The following is a 20877-nucleotide window of genomic DNA, read 5'->3' as shown; positions in this document are numbered from 1 at the left end:
GTGGGTTCTGCCTGGGAAGGATATGCTATTCTGCCCAGCAAGGTACCCGTCCCTGTTCAAAAACCGCAAAGTTCCTCTTAAATTCACCTACTCCTGCTTGGCAGCTCCCTATGGTAGTCTCGGATCCCTTTGGCCTTGTTGTGCAAGAAGTGCAGCAGGGCGGGTACGCAGACCGAGTGAAAAAGCTGGTTTACTTTGCCTGCACCAGCACTTGGGAAAGCGATGTCAGCAAGTTGAGCCAGATAGATCTGAAAGCCCTGCTGGAGCAGCTTTGCCGTGAGCACGCTACCCTTGATGCTTTGGGCCAACGCTTTCGAGAGGCCATCAGCCGCATCAACAAAAAAGCCGAGTATGCTCGCATCGCCAAGATGCTGCTAAGCAAGCTACAGCCCCTGTATCAACAGCCCCAAGCGGATCCCTCTAGCCCACTCATGCCCTCGCCCAAGGAGCCATCAGCTTGGGCCGCACCCTCGCCTATCTTGTCCTTGGAGTATGGAAGCCCACGACTGCAAAAGCAAGACTACGATCCCTTCGAGCTGCGGGCAGGGGTGATGCGGCAAACCAGCCCTTTGCGGGCCAAGCTGGTTCTGTTCACGGCTTTGTACCACAAAGTAGAGCCTACTCTGCAGGGGTTGGCGGCCCTGCGGCGCTACAGCCTGGACGAGCTGCTCAGAGCCCTCTACGATGCCTGCGCCTCCCCCCAAGAACTGGAAGCCCGGCTGAAGGAGGCGGTGCAGCAGTTGCAGGAGCCGGATCAGGATGGCCAAGCCGCCAATGCTGTGCTGCAGATGCTGAAGCCTCTTTACGTTGACGTGCCCCCAGCGACCCTCCCCGGCGGAGGATTGGCTGCTGAGCCTCTCTCCGCCAATCTGGATTGGCTGAATACCGAAGATGCCGCTCGCGCGGGCGAGGCAGAGTCCCTGGCCAGCCCCATGACTTGGATTGACGCTGGGATCCCAGAAGATGAGGAAGAACCTGCAGATCCTCTGGCTTTTGCAACCTGGACAACACCACCCGGCCCCTCTTCTGACCTGCGACAGGAGATCCCAGAGTCCTGCCGCCAACTGCTCCATCACAGCGCCGGATCCTTGATGGTTGCCATCGAGAACACCCTAAGCGAGTTGGGCAACGCCCTGGACGAAGGTCTGCAGGATGAGGATCCCGTCCAATATCTGACCCTCAAACACCAGGTGCTGCGCGGCTTCTTGAGGGATGTCGAGGGATCCGCCGCAATGTTCATGGGGATCTTGAAAAAGCTAGAACAATCGGAGTGGCGCCTGGTGCAGCCCCTGCGCGTCAGCAATGCAAAACAGGCTCTGCCGGAGGCGGTTACCGAAATGCCCGCTGAGCTGGCGGATCCCTATGCTTCCCTAAGACAGGTGTTGGCCAGCAGCGAGCTGGCCCAGCAAAAGCCGCAGTTGGAGCAGGAGGTGATGCGTTTGGTGCGGCGCAGCGTCGGCTCTGTCAAAACTGCTATCGAACAGGCCCTGAGCGAGTTGGGCAAGGCGTTGGATGAGCAGTTCCAAACCTGCACCCTAGAGGAAGCCTTGGTTCTCAAGTACCAAACACTACGCGCCTTTTTGCAGGAAGTGGGGGAGATCTCCACCAAATTTGCTGCTTTCTTGGATCGCATGGAGGAGGCAGAGCGCCGTCTGTTCGGGCTGGTTTGAAGCTCAAACCCGCTGTTTGGGGATCCCGTTCAACACTGGCGATCAGCTGCGCAGAGTGCTGGGGAAACGCCCAGATCCTTATCTAGAATAACCACCAGTGCAGCTCCTCTCTCACTTCTCTGAGCTCTCCCCTCTCTTCTATGGATGCCAAGGATCTGCTTCGGCTTTACCGGGCAGGACGGATCAACTTTGCGGGCGAGAACCTGGCCGCCCTTGACCTGAGCCGGGCCGATTTGATCGGGGTGGATCTCTCCCAAGCAAACCTGCACAGTGCCAATTTGATCTTCGCCTTCTTGGGGCGGGCCAAGCTGCAGAAGGCCAACCTCGTCGGGGCTAACCTCGGGGGGGCCAACCTCAGCCAGGCGGACTTGAGCGAGGCGGATCTCAGAGATGCCCAGTTGCACGGCGCCACCCTACAAGGAGCAGATTTGCATGGGGCCAACCTGACGCTGGCTCTGTTGATCGATGCCAACCTGCTGGATGCGGATTTGCGTTGGGCCAACCTCACCAGTGCCAACTTGGGGGGAGCTTGCTTGCGGGGGGCTAATCTCCGTTTCGATAGCCGCCGGGGAGCGGTATTGCGCAACGCCAATCTTAGCCGCGCTGATCTCAGCGGAGCCAACCTGTCGGGAGCGGATTTGACACGGGCCGACCTGAGCGGGGCCAACCTAAAAGAGGCCAGTTTGATCAAGGCCAACTTGCAAGGGGCCAGCCTGCAGCAAGCCCGTTTGCAGGGAGCCATCCTGAGCGAGACCGACCTGAGGGGGGTTTCTTTTTTGGGGGCAGACCTGCAAGGGGTGCAGATGGCGCGGGCCAACTTGAAGGAGGCGATACTTCGCCAGGTGAATCTGACAGAGGCCAACTTGAGCGAGGCGGATCTGGCCGCAGCCGATCTTTCCGCCAGTTGTCTGTGCTCGGCCAAACTGGCGCGGGCAGATCTGAGTCGGGCCAATCTGGCCGGGGCCGATTTGCGGTGTGCCAACCTGGTGGATGCCTATTTGGGCCGCACCAACCTGGAAAATGCCGATCTCGGCGAGGCAATCCTAACCCGAGCCGATCTGAGCACAGCCAACCTCAGCGGGGCCAATTTGCGCGGGGCAACTCTGCCGGATGGACGGGTAGGCTGATTGGACAGACTCGCTACCGTATGAGGACGAGGATTCTTGTCCCTGAGTGAGACGGGGATCCGCCCCGGAAAAGGTGAGGTTTTCCCCTGCCCCAGAGAGGCCACAACCGCTACCCTACAAGGGAAGGATGGGTCAAAGAGATCCGTGAACAGCCGCCGATTTCTGTCCTTGATGGAAGCTTTGTGGGCCGATCTGCCCTTGCCGGAATGGTTGCCGGGGGCAGGAGAGCGCTCCTGGCAGCAGACGGTGGCAGCCCTGCTCCAGCTATGGCAAGAAGTTGGACAGTTTGGGGTGGTGATCGGTGGGCCGGTGTCTTGGTGGCCCCCCTGGGTGGTTCGGGATCCGCTGCCTCAACTGCCGTCGCCCATTGACGCTCCAGAACCGAACCTGAAGCTGCGGGAGCTGGCCCGTGAAGATCCCTGGCTGTTTACCCCCGACTTGTCCCCCGAGTCGATTCTGACCCCTGGCCAGACGGTGATCCCTCTCCTGCCGCAGGATCCCCTGGTGGAGGAGCCTTTTTTGCTGGTGCTCACCCCTGTTTTTTCGGCGGTGGCCGCCCAAGGGCATCACCCCCACACGCGGCAGAGGGGGATGATGGTGTCTTTTGAGCCGGAAGTGGTGCATCGGGCTTGGCAGATCCTAGAGCAGCGGGTTCAACAGGGTAGGCCGGATCGCTTGCCCTTCTGGCAGGAGCTGATCAAGCACCATCCCCTCATGGAGCCTCATGTGCGGGTGCTGGCCCGCTTCAGCAGCCTTCTTCTGCTGGGAAACCTGGCCGAGTCGGGATCCCCGCCCGCTCGCTTACCCCCCGCCAGAGCCGAGAACTCCCCTGCGCCCACAACCCGGCCAGAAGATTGGCAGAAGCGGCGGTCTCCTCCTTCCCATGGCCAGCCTGCCGGTCAAGGCCAACAGAACAGCCTTTCGGAGGCAGAACTGTTGCGGGCTCTCATCCACGAGATCCAGACGCCCCTCAGCACCATCCGCACCTTGGTTAGTCTCATCCTGAAGCGGCACGATCTGCCGTCGCGGGTACGGGAATACGTGGAGAAAATTGACCGCGAATGTACCGAGCAAATCAACCGCTTCGGGCTGTTTTTCCAGGCTACAGAAACGGTGATGCCCGCTGCTACCCCACAGGAGGGGCGTCGGCTTCAGCTAGAGCCCATTGCGCTGGTGGACTTGGTGCGGCAAAACCTGCCTCGCTGGCAGGAGCAGGTGGAACGGCGGGGATCCCAACTGGAGTTGGAGATTCCCGATGAGCTGCCGGATGTGGTCAGCGATCCCAAGGCGCTGGAAGCGGTGCTGTTTGGCATGGTCGACCGCATTGCCCGCAGCACGCCGGCTGGCAGCCACATTCGCGCCCAGTTGGTCAGCGCAGGGGAGCTGGTCAAACTTCAGTTTCAGGTCAACACCCCTGAGGACAACAACGTCGCTGCTGCCGCAGAGCCCAAATCCCCTCAGGCGATTGGGCAGTTGTTGGTCGTGCAGCCGGATACCGGTGCAGTGAGCCTCAGCCTTCCCGTCACCCAAACTCTGTTCCGCGCCTTGGGGGGCTACCTCACCGTGCGCCACCGCGCCCATCGGGGGGAAGTTCTCAACATCTACCTGCCCCGCCAGCTATAAGCCACCCAGTTGGGATCCCGATAGCGTCTCAGGATTGATATGGCGGATTGCAGGGGAGGTAGGGCTAGGATCGATCTGCCAGCGCCGGGAGAGTCTAGAGATTGGATCCATGCCGAGAGCCAGAAAAGTTGCTGAACACCATCCAGAGCCTGAACCCGTCTGCGGAGCCGGAGAACCCAAGGTTAAGGGGGTCACTCTTTCTGCCCAGCAGCTTTCCACTTTGCTTCACGAAATGCGCAATCCTCTCACCGCCCTGAGCACGCTGGCCAAGTTATTGCAAAAACGCTTGCCCCCCGAGGATCGCAACCACTGGATTGGCCTGAGCATTGAACAGGAGTGCAAGCATTTGCAGGAGCTGCTGGCGGAGTTCGAGCGTTTGGACGGGATCCCGGCCCCCCTCCAGCTTCAGCCCCTCTCCTTGGCCGACCTGCTGCGGGAGTGGATCCCCATCTATCAAGCCTTGGCCGAAACCCAGGGACACCACTTTCAAGCCGTCCTGCCCCCTTCCCTACCCCCTGTACAAGCCGATCCGCGTGCCCTGCGGCAGGTGCTTGATAACTTGATCGACAACGCTTGCAAGTACACCCCGCCCCCAGGTGAGATCCGGCTGAAGGTGGAGCTGGGTGAAGATCCCTCAACTGCTTCGCAATGGGAAGTGTTCGTTGCCGTCTGCGACAACGGCCCCGGCATCCACCCTGAGAACCTGGAGCGGATCTTCGATCCCTTTTTTCGGGCAGATCTTTCTAAGCCAGGGCAGGGGCTGGGGTTGGCCATTAGCCGCGACCTGGCCACCCGGATGGGCGGAGATCTCCAGGTGGAAAGCTCCCCCCAAGGCTCCTGTTTTCGCCTGAGATTGCCCACAGGTTAGTAGGAAGATTGTAGAGATATGGGATGGCAGGTGCCGCCAAACGCTTGAACGCTACCCAGGAGCTGCAGATGGCCTCTTCTCCCCCAGCCAAACCCGAACCCTCTGCTGCCAGTCCAGCAGCCCGCATTCTGCTAGTAGATGATGAACCCGGCTTACGGGAAGCGGTGCAAGCCTACCTCGAGGACAGCGGCTTTGAGGTGATCCCGGCGGCCAACGCCCAGCAGGCTCTGCAACTGCTCAGCACGGCCCAGCCTCAGTTGATCATCTCCGACATCATGATGCCGGGCATGGATGGCTATCAATTTTTGGCCCAACTGCGAAAACTCGAGCCCTACAGCCATCTGCCGGTGGTGTTCCTCACCGCCAAGGGGATGACCGCCGACCGCATCCAGGGTTACCGGGCCGGTGTCGATGCCTATTTGCCCAAGCCCTTCGATCCGGAGGAGCTGGTGGCCATCGTCTCCAATCTCATTGAGCGATCCCGCGCTGCCAGCCCTTCGGAGGTGGTGGCCCGCGAGCTGGCCTCGATTCGCGCCCTGCTGTCGGAGCGCACCCTTGCCACAGCCACGCCTGCCCAGACCTCTGCCCCCACCCCCCTGCCCCCACCCATCAAGGTAGAGCTGACGCCGCGGGAACAACAGGTGTTGGAGAAGGTGGCAGAAGGGCTGATGAACAAGGAGATTGCCAAGCAGCTGCAAACCAGCGTGCGCAACGTGGAAAAATACGTCACCCGCCTGCTGAACAAGACGGGCACCAGCAGCCGCACCGAGCTGGTTCGCTATGCCCTTACCTATGGCCTAATTCGGCTATAGCCCTCACCCCCAACCCCTAGGAAGACTGAAGAACGTGAGACACGGTTTTATCGCTGGGGCTTTGGTGGCACAGTAACCAGCAGCTCCACCCCAAAGGCGTGATCCCCGGCAGGGTAGCTGGTAATCCCCAGCCCATCGATGCGGGTCAGCAGCTCACGGGCCTCCGGCTCCAAGCCTGCCAAACCACCCGGTAGTGTGGCCTCCAGCACTGTTCGGATCCCTTGCCAATTCAGCAAAAAGTAGCCGTAGTTGGGCTTGGGCAACTGATCGTAGAGGGTTTTCAGCGGCTCGGTTTGGGGAAGCAAATTGCCCTGGCGTTGGGCGAGGGTTTGCAGCGCCGCCGTGCTGCTGGTCACGATCAAATAGTTGCCTTCCCAGGCGCGGGTCAAAAGCGGGCGGTTAAACAAGGGATCCGCCCACGTCACCTGTCCACCCGCCTCCGTTACCCCTACTCCCGATTCTTGGGCCAGCCGATCCAACTGAGTCAGGGCCGCGTTGGCCTTGTCTTTTTGGCTGGTCTCGATCACCAAGGCTGCTCCCATGCCCTGCAACAGGGGATGGGCCTGGGCATCCGGTGCCACCAGCAGGGCCATCTCCCCATCCATCCAAGCCAGCAGATCTTTTTCCAAGTCCAAACGGGTATTGGCGCGAAACTCAGCCCGCAGCTCCTCTAACGACTCCTTGACCGGCGGATCTTTTTCCAGCTCAGGCATAACGGCTTGCCAGCGCTGGGCAATCTGCTGGGTGGTCAGCACCGCCAAGGCATTGCCGGGCAGCCGCTGAATGAGTTCGCCGCGAGCCGTTTGCCACCCCCCCTGCACCTGGGTTTTCGGATCGGTCTGGGTCAACATGCGCAGCCGCAGGCCCTGCTCCTGCCAGTGGGCAGCCATGGCCAAAGAGCGCAGGGGTTGCAGGGATCCCAGCGTCGCCGGATCCAGATCCTGCATCCAGTCTTGGAAAGATTCGGGATCCTCCTGCAAAGCCTGGAAGTTGAAGTAGGCAAAGGCCAGCGTGCCGCTCTTATACAGATCGCCAACAGCGGTGCGGAAACTTTCGGAGCGGCCAATCGGCTCTGCTTCGCCGCGATACACAGCAATCGCCTGCTGCATCACCCTCGGGTCGTTGGCCACCGCCACAAAACGGTTGCCAAACTCAGCAGTTACCCACCGCTCGCCCGGCTCCCCGTTGGTTTGCACATAGAGGGTGACCCCCTGCTCCTGGCGCTGCTCGAAGTTGGCCCCTTCTGCTGCTGCTTGTTGCCGCACCTGGGCCAAGAATTGCCCAGACAAATCAGCGTTGCGGGTGCTGGCTCCAAACAGGATCCCAGGCACCGGCTCGGCAGCTCCAGGCACCAGATTGGGGATCACCACTGCCATCGTGAATTGCTCGCCAGCCCAAGCTTGCATCTCTTCCCGAGAGAACTCCTTGCCGGTTTCAGCCAAAGCTTCTGCCGTCCAGCTCTCCCACTGGGCCAAAAGGTCAGGGTGAGTGCGAAAAGATTCTTCCGGTTGGGTAGAAAAGGTCAGTACCAGGGGCGCCGACTGGGGAACCAGCGCGGTTTCCGGCAGAACATCGCCGGGCAACTGTACCTGTGGCCCTCTGAGTTGGCAGGATCCCAGGAGCCAAGAGCCCCCCACCGCCATCAACGTAAGGGAGAGAGGACGAAACCGGCACTGAAGTTGGGTCTTCATATCACACCTGCGACGAGCCGTCCTCTTGAGGATAGGCGATGGACTCAGAGCCTGTCTGTGATCGCAGCCTCATACATCGGAATATGTAGAAATTGTTACTTTGGCCGGGCGCGAGCGACCAACTCATCCACGTACTCGTTCCAGCGCAACCCTTCGTGAGCCTGGATCCAAACCACCCGCACCTGGGGGCACTCCTGCTTTAGCCGATACAGTTCCTGGATCAAATCCAGGTTTTCCACCGGGCCTGTGCGCCGCCGCCATCCCTGAGCTGCCCACTGCGACATCCAACGGTTGTAGGTTTGCACGCAGAGGTGGGAATCGCTGTAGATGGTGTCCACGCTGTTGCCTTGGGTGTCACGGCAATACCGCAAAGCCCGAATTAAGCCGGTCAGTTCCATGCGGTTGCTGGTGCTATCGGGATCCCCTCCCCAAAACTCTTCCACAACCCGATCATCTTGAACCACCACCACGGCCCATCCCCCTGGCCCCGGGTTAGGAGAACATCCCCCGTCCGTGAAGATGCCGCTGCGGGGGCAGGCAGCCAGACGGCTGGGGCGCGCTCCTTTGCGGCTGCGCATCCGTGAAACCTTGGTCATGGTGCTCATCCGATGCTAACGGGAAGATTTGGGATCCCGGCTCGACAACAGACACTGCATCTTACCGCACAAGGGCGTGCCAGCACCACTATTTAGTGTATCTAGTTCCGGGAAAGTTTTACTTTACACTATCAGTAGTATAAACCTCGTCAACACCAGCTCACGTGACGTAAGGTTAGAGAGACAGGGAAATTCTGCCAAAACGGCGCGAACAAAAACCCCCAGAAAATCTGGGGGAGGAGTGGTGTGTTGAGGTGATGAATACTCGCATGATATCTCTCGAATTCGGTGAGTAGGCCAAACCGGCGATAGATCCCTGCGTTTTTTTGCAGAAATCATTGCAGATACTGGAAAGCATCAGACACTAGAGACCAGCGCGTCAAAACTGAGCTTATTTCGTCTTGATCATATATATAGTGCTCAATCTCGAAGAAATATCTATTTAGACACCAAATATAGAGAAGCCAGTAATAACTTTTCTTATGCACCTACCGCCGACACTAGGGGTTGTGTCAAGCCCAAATGAGCATAGAGACGGGAAAAGTCAAAATTCGCTGACATTAGCTCTTGGATGCAGCGGACTTTCACCTCCTCGTGCAGGCGAATCTGCCCAAAAACCCGTTCGATGCGGTTGATGGTGGTGAAGGTGTCCAGATCCACCGAGAGAATCGGCACTTCCAGCTCTTCTGCTCGAGACCGAATGCGGGGATCCAGAGGGAGCTTGCCGGTCAAGATCAGGCAGAGGGTGGAAGTTTCCAGGGCGGCCAGTTGAATATCGGTGCGGTCTCCGCCGGTGATCACCGCTTTGTGATCCAGCTTGCGGAAGTACTTCAAGGCCGAGTTGACGTTCATCGCCCCCACCGCGATGTCTTCGACCATCAAGTCCATCCGATCCGGACAGCAGAGCACCTCGGCATCCAGTTGCCGCACCAACTCCCCAACGCTGATGCTGCGCAAAATGCGATGGGAGGGCAAAATCCCCAGCACCGGGATCCCGTGTCCCTCCAAAAAAGGCCGAATGATCGTTTTTGCCGGTTGCATTTGGTCAGGTGGCACATCGTTCAGCAGCACGCCTGCCAAGCGGGATCCCAGTTGGCGATGAACAAAGAGAAGAGAATCGACGGCCAAGGGGGAATGGTAGCGACTGATCAGCAGTACCGGAGCATCCAGGGCTTGGGCCATCTTGGCCAGCGACAGGCCAAACAATTCCCCCTCGTAAAGATCGGCTGGGCCTTCCAGCAGCACCAAATCGGCAGGGGAGCGCTGGACAAACTCCAACAGAGGGGCAACCGGGCACTCTGGAGCTGGATCCCCGGGAGCTCGCTTCATTTGAGCCAGCAAAGCCTCTTCGTTGAGCCGGAGCAGCATCGGCGGCATTTGATCCATCGTCAGCCGCAGAGACTCCGCCACAAAGCGCATATCCGGATCGCCCCCTTCCAGCGAGCAATCTTCCCGCTCGCAAGAACCGATGGGCTTCCCATAGGTGACTTTTATCCCTTGCTGCTGCAGATGCTTGGCCAAACCCAAGATGGCAGCCGACTTACCGCTGAAGGGCTCAGTAGAACCAATTAAAAGGAACTTGGACACGGATGGCTCCCGGTAACGAGAGGGACGAAGGGATCCGATACTCAGTCTAACGAAGGCTACTCGGGGAGAAGCCGGTGCAGAATCTGAGCAAAGGTGGGGATTTCCCGTCTCTTGAACTAAAACGCAGGTTGAACGCAAGCTTGGACGCAAAGTCTTACTCTTCAAGTTCCCAAAAACCAGAGACCAATGTTGGAACCTGGGCAACGCCGCCGCGACCAGACTCTTTTTTTCTCGGTTCCGGGCTAACCGATTAAGATCGGCTCTTCCGGGTAGGTCACCAACGGGCGAGGCTGTTGTTGGGCCAAGGCCAAGACAATGGTCAATGCCCCCAGCCGGCCCCAGAACATCACCAACACGATAATCAGTTGGCCAAACCAGTTTAACTCCCCAGTGAAGGCTGCCGAGAGGCCGCAGGTGGCGAAGGCGGAGATCACCTCAAACAACACCGGATCCAACCTACTGTTACTGTGGGTTATCAAAATCAACCAAGCGGCCAACAACACCACAAACAGAGAAACCGTCAACACCGCTGCCGCCTTGCGCACCATGGAGGGATCCAAGCTGCGCCCGGCAATCTGAGCGCTGGGCAAACCGCGGGCATAGCCCCAGAGGGCCAACACCAACACCGCCAAGGTGCCGGTGGTTATGCCGCCCCCCATAGAAGCTGGGGCTGTCCCAATAAACATGAGAGCCATCAGCAGCAACCGGCTTGCCGGGGTCAAATCCTCAATGGGGATCCCGGCAAACCCAGCCGTTCGAGCAGAAACCGATTGAAAAAACGTCAGGCCCAAGCGGCGGGGCCAGCTCACCTCCAGCAGGGATCCACCGGGCAAGCTCTCTCCCAAAAACAAACCAATGCCGCCCGTGCAGAGCAAGACCACCACCACGCCCAGGGTAATGCGGGTGTGCAGAGAGGGGCGGTGGCCCCGCGGCCAGGTTAACAAATCCGACAAAACCGGGATGCCCAAACCGCCGATAAAAATCAGACCGGCCAAAATCGCCAGCGACAGACCGTCTGTAGGGATCCCTTCCCGGCCAAACAGGTCAAATCCTGCATTACAAAAGGCCGACACCGCGTGAAAAATAGCCAGAAAAACTGCCCGCCCCGGCCCATAGAGATCCCGCCAGTGCACCCAGAGCAGCAGAGCCCCCCCCAACTCAATGAGAGTGACCCCCAGCAGCACCCACCGAGTCAATTCCAGGATCGCCCCCGGATCGATTAGACCCAGCGAATTGCACAGCGCCAAGCGATTGAGGAGGGAAATGCGCCGCCCGATCAATTGAAACACCACCACCGCCAACACCATGAAGCCCACCCCGCCAATCTGAATCAGGATCAGCAGCACAATCTGGCCCAACAGGGTGAGATCCTCCGCCGCCACAATCGTCGAGAGCCCCGTCACGCTCAGGGCCGACATGGCCGTAAACAGCGCCTCATTCCAGCTCAAGGGATCCCCGCGCCCGATCCCCGGCAACATGAGCACCAAAGTTCCCACCACTGCCAAGAGCCCCAACCCTACAACCAGGCGCAATGGCGGTGGCAGCGGGCGACGCCTGTCCCCCCCGAAAAACCACTGCAGACGATTCCCAAAGGCCCTAGAGGACTGAGACAATGCCGAGCCCGGTGTCGGCAGGTGGCGGGCGCGGGATGGTACCGGTGGAACCAAGCGCTCAGAGCCCTCCTCTCGCGGAAGCGGGACGGATCCCTCTCTCATCGGAGCCCTCCCTACATTTCATTCTACATTTCATTCAGCCGCGAGATGTTGGTATTGGCCCCCAGAACCACCAGCAAATCCCCCTTTTCCAGCAGGTAGTCTGCGGGGGGAGAGACCACCAGCGATTGCTTTCGCTTCACCACCAGCACCGTGATGCCGAAGCGGCGACGCAGATCCGACTCCGCCAGCGTATGGCCCACCAACGCCTCCGGCACCTGTAATTCCATAATGCTGTAGCCCGGCTCCAGCTCTAGCTGATCTAGGATCCCCGGTGCTGTCAACACCTGAGCCAAACGGCGCCCTGCCTCTTGCTCCGGCAACACCACCCGATCTGCCCCCACTCGCAGGAGAATAGAGCGTTGCCGCTCGGTCGACGCCTTACAGACCACATTGCGCACCCCCAGACTTTTCAGGGCCACCGTCGTCAGCAAATTGCTCTCAAAATCGCTGCCAATGGCCACCACCACCGTGTCGAAGGAGAGGATATCCACCGCTCGCAGCGCATCTTCATCGCTGGAATCGAGTGCCACCACCTGCGTCAACTGATCCGCCAGGCGCTGCACGATCTCACGGCTGCGGTCGATCCCCAAGACATTGTGCCCTCGCTCCATCAAGGTGAGAGCCAAGCTAGAACCAAAGCGCCCCAGACCAATTACCGCATATTCACGATCCACCCGCTGTCGTTCGCGCCAGCGGAACGCAGTCCCTGCCATAGGATCTCCTGCCCCCTCTTTCAAGAACAGATCATAAGTTCATCCAGCAGGGATCGGAAGGGCCGCGACTCTAGGCCGACTCAGGCTTGGGCAGCGTAGAGGGGTGAGGAATCAGCTCGCGGGTGGAACGGCGCTCCACCATCTCTGCGGTGATGCGGATGTGCTTTAGGTCGCGGCGGGAGGGTGCCTCGTACATCACATCCAGCATTAGCTCTTCCACAATGGCCCGCAGGGCGCGAGCCCCGGTCTTGCGGCGATAAGCCTCTTTGGCAATGGCAGCAATGGCGGCAGGTTCAAACTCCAGTTCCACCCCGTCCATGCGCAACAGCTTCTGCGCCTGCTTGAGAATGGCGTTTTTGGGCTGCGTCAGGATCGCCTCCAGCGCCTTCTCATCCAGCGGATCCAAAGTCGCCACTACCGGGAGCCGCCCCGTGAATTCGGGAATCATGCCGTACTTGATCAAGTCTTCAGGCTCCAAAGCCTTGAGGGCATTGGCCATACGTTGCTCGCGGCTAACCGACAATTGCTCCCCTGGCTTGATAAAGCCCATCGATTTCTTGCCAATGCGCTGCTCGATTACTTTTTCCAGGCCAACAAAAGCCCCCCCGCAAATGAAGAGGATGTTGGAAGTGTCGATTTGAATGCAGTCTTGATAGGGGTGCTTGCGCCCTCCCTGGGGAGGCACGTTGGCTATTGTCCCTTCCAGCATCTTCAACAAAGCCTGCTGCACCCCCTCGCCGGAGACATCGCGGGTAATGGAGGGGTTCTCGCTTTTGCGGGCAATTTTGTCGATTTCGTCGATGTAGATGATGCCGCGCTGGGCCTCTTCTACGTCCATGTCCGCCACCTGCAGCAGGCGCAACAGGATGTTTTCCACATCCTCGCCCACATAGCCAGCTTCCGTAAGGGTGGTAGCATCTGCAACCGCAAAAGGCACATCCAACATGCGAGCCAGGGTTTCCGCCAGCAGGGTTTTGCCGGAGCCAGTGGGGCCAATGATCAAAATGTTGGACTTCTGTAGCTCCACCTCATCCAGTTCCGAAACTCCGACGCTACCGGGGTTGGCCTTGGCAGCCAGACGCTTGTAGTGGTTGTAAACCGCCACCGACAAAACCTTCTTAGCTTTTTCTTGGCCAATCACATATTGGTCGAGATAGCGCATGATCTCCTGCGGCTTGGGCAACTGCGCCAAAGAAGGCAGGCTGCGGGAGGATTTTTTAGGAGCTTCACGCCGGCCGCCGGCAGGGGCGGCAGCAGGAGGAGTGTTGCCGTCGTAGAGTTCCTCATCCAAAATCTCGTTGCAGAGCTCCACGCACTCGTCACAGATGTAGACCCCCGGCCCCGCAATCAACTTACGCACCTGATCCTGTGACTTGTTGCAGAAGGAGCACTTTAGATGGGAGTCATATTTGGCCATGGGATCCTCGTTGCTGCTTGCTCTTGGCTATCCTAATCCGGCAAAAGCCAGAAGAAAACTAAACCTTCCAATCCAGTCGCAAATTGGCTGCGAAAGCGTAAGGAGGCCGAAGTTGGTGGAATCTCACTGAGCTACTAGTCTAGCATCTCCACTGGGCTCGTAGGGCTTGTTTCCGGATCCCCAAGGGGGCAGGGTGCCAAGAGATTCCCATGGGGATCAACTGGAAAGACTGGAGATATAGTCATTTCAAACTGGATTGAGACACTTCCCAAGCGCTCCGTGCCGCTTCCGCGACCACCCACTCTTCAGGGAGCTGGGAAGCAATGCAACGGAGGTGTTTCATTCTTGCTTCAAAGTGACCATAAGCTTCTCCAGCGCTCTGCGCTACCCGTGCAAACGCCACAGCCTCGGTTCTCCCCAAGTGTCTCACAAGGAGGAAAACTGGAAATGGAAGGGGTGAGCCGTTTCGCTGCTATCGGGAATGGTCATACATCCTTTGGACGGATTTATAGAAAAACCGCCCGACTTGACGCCGAGCGGAAGATGGTGTGAGGAGTGAACGGAAACATGCGTCTCCGCTGATCCCATCATAGTTGAACTTATCTGGCACTGGCAAAGGAATCCTTCAGTTAAGTTGGATACTTTTTGGAGGTGTGGCCGCGCCTTTTTGTAACCAAAAAGGGGAAGGAACTGTCCGTGTTTCGTTCGCTTCCCCCTATTGGCGTCCACTCCTCACTAGAGGTGAATCATAAATTATCCCTGCCGCTAAGACAACCCACCCTACCCAAGTTTTTCGGGGATCCACCCTGTCAAGGATGCAGATCACCGGATTCCACGGTGGGATCCAGCGCCAACAGCTCCGCTTCGGTCAGCAGGGGGATCCCCAGTTGTTGGGCTTGCTCCAGCTTGGAGCCGGGGTCAGAGCCCACCACCACGTAGTCGGTTTGGCGGCTGACGCTGGCGGTGACTTTGCCCCCCCGACTCTCAATCCAAGCCTTGGCCTGCTGGCGGGAGAGGGTGGGCAAGGTGCCGGTGATCACGAATTTTTTCCCGGCCAGGATCTGGGAGACGGCAGGGTTCTCCTGCTGAGGAAGAGCGGGGATCCCTAGCGCCTGCAACTCCTGCAACAGGCGACGATGGGCCGGCTCGGCAAACCAGGCCACCACCGCTTCCGCCACTTCCGCGCCTATCCCATAGATCTGGGCGATGGTTTCTGCGCTGGCTTGGGCCAAAAGCTCAGGGGTGGGAAAATGGCCGGCCAAAATCTGGGCGGTGACCACCCCCACATGGGGGATCCCCAGCCCGTAGAGCACTCGTTCCCAGGGCTGTTGACGAGAGCGCTGAATGGCTTGCACCAGCTTTTGGCTGGAGCGGGATCCCATCCCCTCCAAGCCCTGCAACTGCTCTGGGGTGAGGCGGTAGAGATCGGCTACGGTGCGCACCCCCAAGCTCTCCACCAATTGGGCTGCCCGCTTTTCCCCTAAGCCTTCGATATCCAAAGCATCACGGCTGGCCCAGTGCTGCAATTGGCCCCGCAGCTTGGCCGGGCACTCGGGGTTGGGGCAGCGGGTCACGGCTTCGCCAGGGGGACGAACCAAAGGGGCGTGGCATTCGGGGCACTGGCTGGGCAGGCTGTAGGGAACAGCGTCGGCAGGGCGCAATTCCTTCAGGATCCCGACCACCTCCGGGATGATCTCCCCGGCTTTGCGCACGATGGCAGTATCGCCAATGTGCACATCCAGCTCCCGCAGGCGATCGGCATTGTGCAGGCTGGCGCGGCTGACAAGGGTGCCGGCCAAAGGAACCGGCTCCAGCTCTGCCACTGGAGTGACGGCGCCGGTACGGCCCACGCTGGCCACGATGGCGCGGATGCGGGTGGGGACTTCCTGGGCAGGGTATTTGAGGGCAATGGCCCAGCGGGGAAATTTTTGCGTAAAGCCGGCCTCCTCCTGCAGCCGCAAGGAGTTCAATTTCACCACCACCCCGTCGCTGGCGTAGGGGAGCTGGGCACCCCGCCATCGCTCATAAAATTGGATCACTTCTCCCAAGCCCCGACAGACCTGGGAAAGGGGGTTGACTGGAAATCCCAATTCCTTGAGCTGCTGCAGACACTGCCACTGGGTTTGCGGGGGATCCCCGGCAGGCCATCCCTCCGGCCAGTGGAGGGCGTAGGCGAAGAAGCTGAGCTTGCGGGCAGCCACAACGCGGCTATCCAACTGCCGCAGGGTGCCGGCAGCACAGTTGCGCGGGTTAGCAAAGGGGGGATCCCCGGCGGAGCAACGCTCCCGGTTAATCCGCTCGAACTCGGCCAGGGCCAGATAGACTTCCCCCCGCACCTCCAAAACGGGAGGCGGATCTGCTGTCGCCAGCCGCAGGGGAATCGAACGAATGGCGCGCACGTTGGGGGTGATGTCCTCTCCGGCCTGTCCGTCCCCCCGAGTAGCACCCCGCTCCAAAAGACCCTCGATGTAGGTTAGGGCCAAGGCGGCGCCATCAATCTTCAGCTCACAGACATACTCCAGCTCTCCCTCTGTCCCGCTGTCGCGCACAGGGGCACGGCCCAAAACTCGCAGCAGGCGCTCTTGCCACTCCTCTAGCTCTTCTGGGTTGAAAGCGTTTTCCAAACTGTAGAGGGGGATGCGGTGGAAGACGGTGGGAAAATGCTCTGCAGGTTTTTCTCCCACCCGCTGAGTAGGGCTATCGGGGGTGACCAGTTCAGGGTAAGCCCGCTCCAGCTCTTGCAGCTCGCGGTAAAGGCGGTCGTAAACGCTGTCTTCCAGGATGGGAGCATCGTGGACATAGTAGGCAATGCTGGCCTTCTGCAGCAGGGTGCGCAGCTCGCGGGCGCGTTCTTCCAACTTGGGATCCATAACGCTTTGGGTGAGCAAGGTCTACCCCTAGGTTAGGGCTCCTGAGGAGCGAACAAGTAGGAGCCGATATTCTCCACGCTGGGAGAATGCAGCGAGGGAATGATCAAGATAGCCTGCTGGGAAAATAGCTGGGGGAGCTGGGCCAGAAGAGCCTGGTGACGACGGCGGAGGGCCTCTCCAAAGGGGGTAGAATCCTCTAACCACACCCGATTGAGAACGGCGTAGGGATGAGGGATCCCCAAAGCATCCAATTCCGCCAAAAGACGCTCGGTTTCTGCCAGAACCGCCTGCTCGGGGTTAAAGACGGGGATAAAGGTGACAAGCTGGGGATCCTGGAGCTGCTGCCGAAGCTGCCGCACCTGGGCCAAAAGCTCCCGCATCCGCTGCGCCCATTCCGACCTGCCCACCACATCCCGATATTTCAGCCACAGCTTCAGGGCCAAGCTTACCCAACCTTCCAGAGCCTGGGGCATCTGCAGAAACCGCAAGAGATGGCCTGTGGGAGCCGTGTCCAGCACCACCAGGTCGAACTGCCCGCTCGTCTCCTGTCGGAGAACACTCAACAGGGCCATCACCTCATCCAAGCCGGGTGGGGGCATCTGCAGCAGTTGCCGCCACGCCTGTGGGTCGTATTGGACTTCCACCCCTGCCGTCCCCTCCCCTGCCAAGATGGCCGCCACCTCCTCCAGGTAATCCTGCCGGAATTGCTCCAGCACCACCGCCGCATCGATCTCCTGCCCCAGCAGGTTGGGCAGCAGGGGGATGGGATCCTGACCCAGTTTCGTTTGAAACAGATCCCCCAACGAGTGGGCCGGATCGATGGAGACCAGCAAGAGCTGCTTGTCGGGATGGCGCTTGGCCAAGGTCCAAGCCAGGGCCCCGGCCACCGTCGTCTTGCCCACACCCCCTTTGCCCCCCACCAACACCAGTCGGATCCCTTGGGTCAAAAAATCCGGTAGGGACGGGATCCCCTTGAAGGAAGGGAAGAGGGTGGAGAAGAGAGACTTTCTCTTCTCTTGGCTCTCTGCTTTTTGCTCTGGGATCCCTTCCAACTCCAGCAGCACCTCTGGCAAGGGGCGAAGCTGCTGAACCAGCTCATCCAGGGCCGCCAACCCAACCGGCTCCTGCAGTTGATAAGGACAGACCCAGATAGAGTATCCGGGCAGCTCCTCCTGTAGGGCTTTGAGCACACGCCGCTGTTCCTGTTGCCGCGCCGAGTAGAGAGGAGAGGGGAGAGCAGCGGGCAGCGAAGGTTGGCTGTTATTCTCTCTTGCAAGCAGCACCTGATTGACCAGAAGACCGCCGATGGGCACGCGGCGGTTTTGCAGTTGCTGACAAAAGCGGCGGGTTTCCGCCACGCTCAACTGCTCCGGGATCATCACCAGCCAAGCAGAGGTGCTCTCCGGATTGGTCAAGCGGGCTTTGCCCCCCTCAAGTTCCCCCTGCAACTGGGCCAAAAACGCATCCGCCTCATCCGGTCGATAGGTGCCTGTCAGGGCTTGGGCGATCTCCCGATGCTTGGCCTGAAAGGTGGCAAACACAGCCAGCAGATTATCTAAAAAGTCGGGCAGCTCCAACAGCCGCAGGGTATGCCCGGTGGGGGCCGTATCCAAGATAACGGTATCCACCTCCTCCCCAGCCAGCAGCCGGTTGACCTCCAGAATCGCCATCAGCTCATCCACCCCCGGCCAGGCTAAATCCCAGATCGGCAGCAGATCCTCTCGGCCAAACCAACTGCCCCGCTCGGCAATGAGCTCCAGGGCCGGCCCATAGGTTTGCCGAAAAGATTGCAACAAAATCTCCGCTTGCAAAGCCCGCACCTGCAAATTGGGGCGATCCGGCAGGGGTTGGGCCACATCCGTAACCGAGATTTGCAGCACGTCCCCCAGCGAGTGGGCGGGATCCGTGGACATCAGGAGCAGACGGCGCTGAGGATCCACCTGGGCCAGTTGGCGGGCCAGCGCGCAGGTCAGGGTCGTTTTTCCCACTCCCCCCTTGCCGCTGAACAGCAGGAGACGTTGGGAAGGAGAGAGCAGAGAAGGACGGTAGGCACTCCTGCCACTGTTGAGATGAGAAAGCTGCAAAGGGATCCCCTCCCACACAGGTCGCCCCTATTTTGGCCTGGATCCCTCTTGGGGATGTTCCAGATCACTGCAAAAGTGCTCCGCACCGCTGACGGGATGGGAAGAGCTTGTACGGGAGCAGCTCACCGCAGTTTCTCCTCTCCCAGCCACACCCGGCGACGTCCTCTGTCCCACACCAGCAGCGCGTGGATCCCGATCCAAAGTCCTGTCCACAGCCAGTTGTGCAGCCAGATTTTGCCCAGAATGGGCAGGGTCAGGCCCTCCGTTCCCCCCAAAACCAGGCCGGCGGCCAAAATCAGCCCTTCAAAAGCCAGAAACCCCAAGATGAGCATGGCCGGGATCCAGAGATAGTTCAGCAGCAGTTGCCTTGGCCGAAGCGGCTTGGACTGAGAAAACAGAGGTCGGTAACCGCCAGCAAGAGCAATCCCCACCGTGCCGATCCCCAGCACCAACCCCCAGGCAAACGAATCGGGAGTGCGGGGATAGTTGTGCCAGGTGTAGCCAAAGATTTGGTTGGCCAGCCAAATCATCAAAGCACTAATGATTGCCCTTTGGCGGGTTAAAGTTGTGCCTGCAACAATACCAACAGTTACAAAAGGAAGGGTACATGTATAAGCAATATTGCTGAGACAGCCGACGGTGGTAAACAAGCTGGGCCAGAACCAGCCTTGGGCCAAATCTTGAGCAGCTTGTATCCAAAGTGGGGCTGAGATCAAGCGGCAAGATCTGGGGATAGGTTGAGCACTCGATTGCAGGCCAATCATGCTTTAATCTCCTGGAAAAAGGTGGTCTTTCAGAGGACAGCTATTAAGCAAATGCTCAAAAACAATTTGCCGAGCTACTTGGGGAGTAACCCGCTTGTACCAGGTGCAATCTCCGGAGTAAAAAACCACCGGCCCCTGTTGGCAAACTTCCAAGCAGCCTGAGGTGATAACCTGTACGTCCAGGTTGGCTTCTCGAAGGGCGGATTCCAGAGCTTCTACAACCGGTTGGTAGTTGCGGGAAGGATAACAACGGCTGGAACGACAAACAGCAAGGTAGGGACGTTTAAGAGGGTTATCCTCATAGGGGATCCGCTCTTTCCCCTGCACATAGATGGCGCGGATGCGCTCGTAAAGAGAAAGCTTTTGGTAATCTGCTTTGCCTTCCGGCAGGTAGTCTTCCTCTGGCCCCAAAAAGGGGCTGGGCAGAAAAATCTGCAGCAAAGGTTCTTCTGCTCCATTCCAGAATTGGATCCCCCACATGCGGGGCTGACCTTGGGGATTGAGGCGCCGGTAGAGAGCAGCACGGCTAACCAATCTTTTGCGGCGCAGCTCGGGTGGGGTCTTGCAATGGGGGCCGCCTTGGTGCTCCTCCAGGCACAAATGCAGGTGCCAAGTTTCGGTGGCAACGGTTAGATAGCCATCGTAGAGCACGCACAAAGCTGGAGGTTTCTTGAAAGCCAGCTCCAGCACCCCGCCTTCCGCCACATGGCCCACCTGGATCTCGGCCCAGTGCTCTTGAAACAGCTCGTAGAGCAACGGCCCCAAGCAGTCGATGTGGGCAGGGATCCCTTCATAAAGGGTTGTCCAACCCGTCAGAGAAACTTCCTGCCAAGTTTGATGGAGAGGGGTTATCCAGGGCGTGAAAGCGGCCATGAGAGAGCTCCTCAAGGTAGTGGTGGAATACGAGCAATCACCCCTTTTTTGAGAGGGCGCTCGGCCCAGGGTAGGATCCCATCTGGCTTGGTGAGGTAGAGCTCTGCTGTCTGCAGAATCAGCTCCACATCTTTTGGATCCAGATCTCCAAAAACATAGGTCATCTTTTGAGGTGCTGCCAACGCAACAACGCAAGCATGGCTGCAGGCGCTCATACAGGCAACTGGTTTTAGAGTTAGTTGGGGGTGGATGGTTTGGGATTGCAGGGCAGACAGCAGCATTTCTCCCTTGCTAGTCCCTTCTTTTTGGCCGTTAACCCACCGAGATCCGCAGGTGATGCAAACCCAGAGATAATGACCGCTGGGTTGCTGAGCAGCGCTGCCAGCTTGAACTGGCAACTGGGAAGTTGATTGAGACACAGAGCTGCTTGATACCGGCATAACTTGCAATCCAGACTTGACTGTAAA

General features: G+C 59.0%; 16 protein-coding genes. 5 read left to right on the top strand and 11 right to left on the bottom strand.

The features are described 5' to 3' along the window. Positions 1 to 110 precede the first annotated feature (110 nt). The 5 genes from NW816_RS09440 (at position 111) to NW816_RS09420 (ending at position 6100) form a co-directional block, all read left to right on the top strand. On the top strand, positions 111 to 1670 hold the full coding sequence (locus tag NW816_RS09440; protein ID WP_414408978.1) for a hypothetical protein: 1560 nt from the start codon (positions 111 to 113) through the stop codon (positions 1668 to 1670). Between the two features lie 140 nt (positions 1671 to 1810). Beyond that, positions 1811 to 2797 carry a pentapeptide repeat-containing protein gene (locus NW816_RS09435; RefSeq protein WP_414407181.1) on the top strand — a complete coding sequence of 329 codons (987 nt, stop codon included), beginning with the start codon at positions 1811 to 1813 and terminating at the stop codon, positions 2795 to 2797. 144 nt (positions 2798 to 2941) lie between these two features. Further along, the gene (locus tag NW816_RS09430; protein WP_414408977.1) at positions 2942 to 4420 is read left to right on the top strand and encodes a sensor histidine kinase; all 1479 of its coding nucleotides are present in this window, start codon (positions 2942 to 2944) and stop codon (positions 4418 to 4420) included. Positions 4421 to 4529: 109 nt separating this feature from the next. Further along, positions 4530 to 5288: a sensor histidine kinase gene (locus NW816_RS09425; protein WP_414343700.1), complete on the top strand. Its 759-nt coding sequence runs from the start codon at positions 4530 to 4532 to the stop codon at positions 5286 to 5288. 68 nt (positions 5289 to 5356) lie between these two features. Continuing rightward, the gene (locus NW816_RS09420) at positions 5357 to 6100 is read left to right on the top strand and encodes a response regulator (protein ID WP_414408982.1); all 744 of its coding nucleotides are present in this window, start codon (positions 5357 to 5359) and stop codon (positions 6098 to 6100) included. Between the two features lie 47 nt (positions 6101 to 6147). On the opposite strand, the gene NW816_RS09415 is transcribed toward NW816_RS09420, so the two are convergent. From NW816_RS09415 to NW816_RS09365, 11 genes are all read right to left on the bottom strand, one after another. After that, positions 6148 to 7791 (bottom strand): DUF3352 domain-containing protein, encoded by a 1644-nt coding sequence (locus tag NW816_RS09415; RefSeq protein WP_414408976.1) that lies wholly within the window; start codon positions 7789 to 7791, stop codon positions 6148 to 6150. Between the two features lie 95 nt (positions 7792 to 7886). After that, positions 7887 to 8387 carry a ribonuclease H family protein gene (locus tag NW816_RS09410; protein WP_414356510.1) on the bottom strand — a complete coding sequence of 167 codons (501 nt, stop codon included), beginning with the start codon at positions 8385 to 8387 and terminating at the stop codon, positions 7887 to 7889. A gap of 480 nt (positions 8388 to 8867) precedes the next feature. After that, on the bottom strand, positions 8868 to 9974 hold the full coding sequence (locus NW816_RS09405) for a phosphotransacetylase family protein (protein WP_414408975.1): 1107 nt from the start codon (positions 9972 to 9974) through the stop codon (positions 8868 to 8870). Positions 9975 to 10216: 242 nt separating this feature from the next. Beyond that, positions 10217 to 11641, bottom strand: a complete 1425-nt coding sequence (locus tag NW816_RS09400; protein ID WP_414408974.1) for a TrkH family potassium uptake protein — start codon at positions 11639 to 11641, stop codon at positions 10217 to 10219. A gap of 71 nt (positions 11642 to 11712) precedes the next feature. Continuing rightward, a complete protein-coding gene (locus NW816_RS09395) occupies positions 11713 to 12402 on the bottom strand; it encodes a potassium channel family protein (protein WP_414408973.1) in 690 nt (229 codons plus the stop codon). A gap of 70 nt (positions 12403 to 12472) precedes the next feature. Beyond that, positions 12473 to 13819 (bottom strand): ATP-dependent protease ATP-binding subunit ClpX, encoded by a 1347-nt coding sequence (gene clpX / locus NW816_RS09390; RefSeq protein WP_414343692.1) that lies wholly within the window; start codon positions 13817 to 13819, stop codon positions 12473 to 12475. 809 nt (positions 13820 to 14628) lie between these two features. Beyond that, complete coding sequence (ligA, locus tag NW816_RS09385) at positions 14629 to 16689, bottom strand: NAD-dependent DNA ligase LigA (RefSeq protein ID WP_414408981.1); 2061 nt, start codon at positions 16687 to 16689, stop codon at positions 14629 to 14631. 32 nt (positions 16690 to 16721) lie between these two features. Continuing rightward, entirely contained in the window at positions 16722 to 18773 is a 2052-nt protein-coding gene (locus NW816_RS09380; protein WP_414408972.1) for an ArsA family ATPase, read from the bottom strand. A 122-nt stretch (positions 18774 to 18895) separates the two neighbouring features. After that, on the bottom strand, positions 18896 to 19303 hold the full coding sequence (locus NW816_RS09375) for a hypothetical protein (RefSeq protein WP_238376949.1): 408 nt from the start codon (positions 19301 to 19303) through the stop codon (positions 18896 to 18898). Positions 19304 to 19540: 237 nt separating this feature from the next. Beyond that, positions 19541 to 20410 carry a (2Fe-2S) ferredoxin domain-containing protein gene (locus tag NW816_RS09370; protein WP_414408971.1) on the bottom strand — a complete coding sequence of 290 codons (870 nt, stop codon included), beginning with the start codon at positions 20408 to 20410 and terminating at the stop codon, positions 19541 to 19543. 11 nt (positions 20411 to 20421) lie between these two features. Next, positions 20422 to 20850, bottom strand: a complete 429-nt coding sequence (locus NW816_RS09365) for a DUF1636 domain-containing protein (protein ID WP_414408970.1) — start codon at positions 20848 to 20850, stop codon at positions 20422 to 20424. Positions 20851 to 20877 lie beyond the last annotated feature (27 nt).

Source organism: Synechococcus sp. W55.1, from assembly GCF_047461655.1.
Taxonomy (GTDB): Bacteria; Cyanobacteriota; Cyanobacteriia; order Thermostichales; family Thermostichaceae; genus Thermostichus.
Note: the sequence above shows the minus strand (reverse complement) of the source record. Positions and strands in the feature narration are given on the sequence as shown.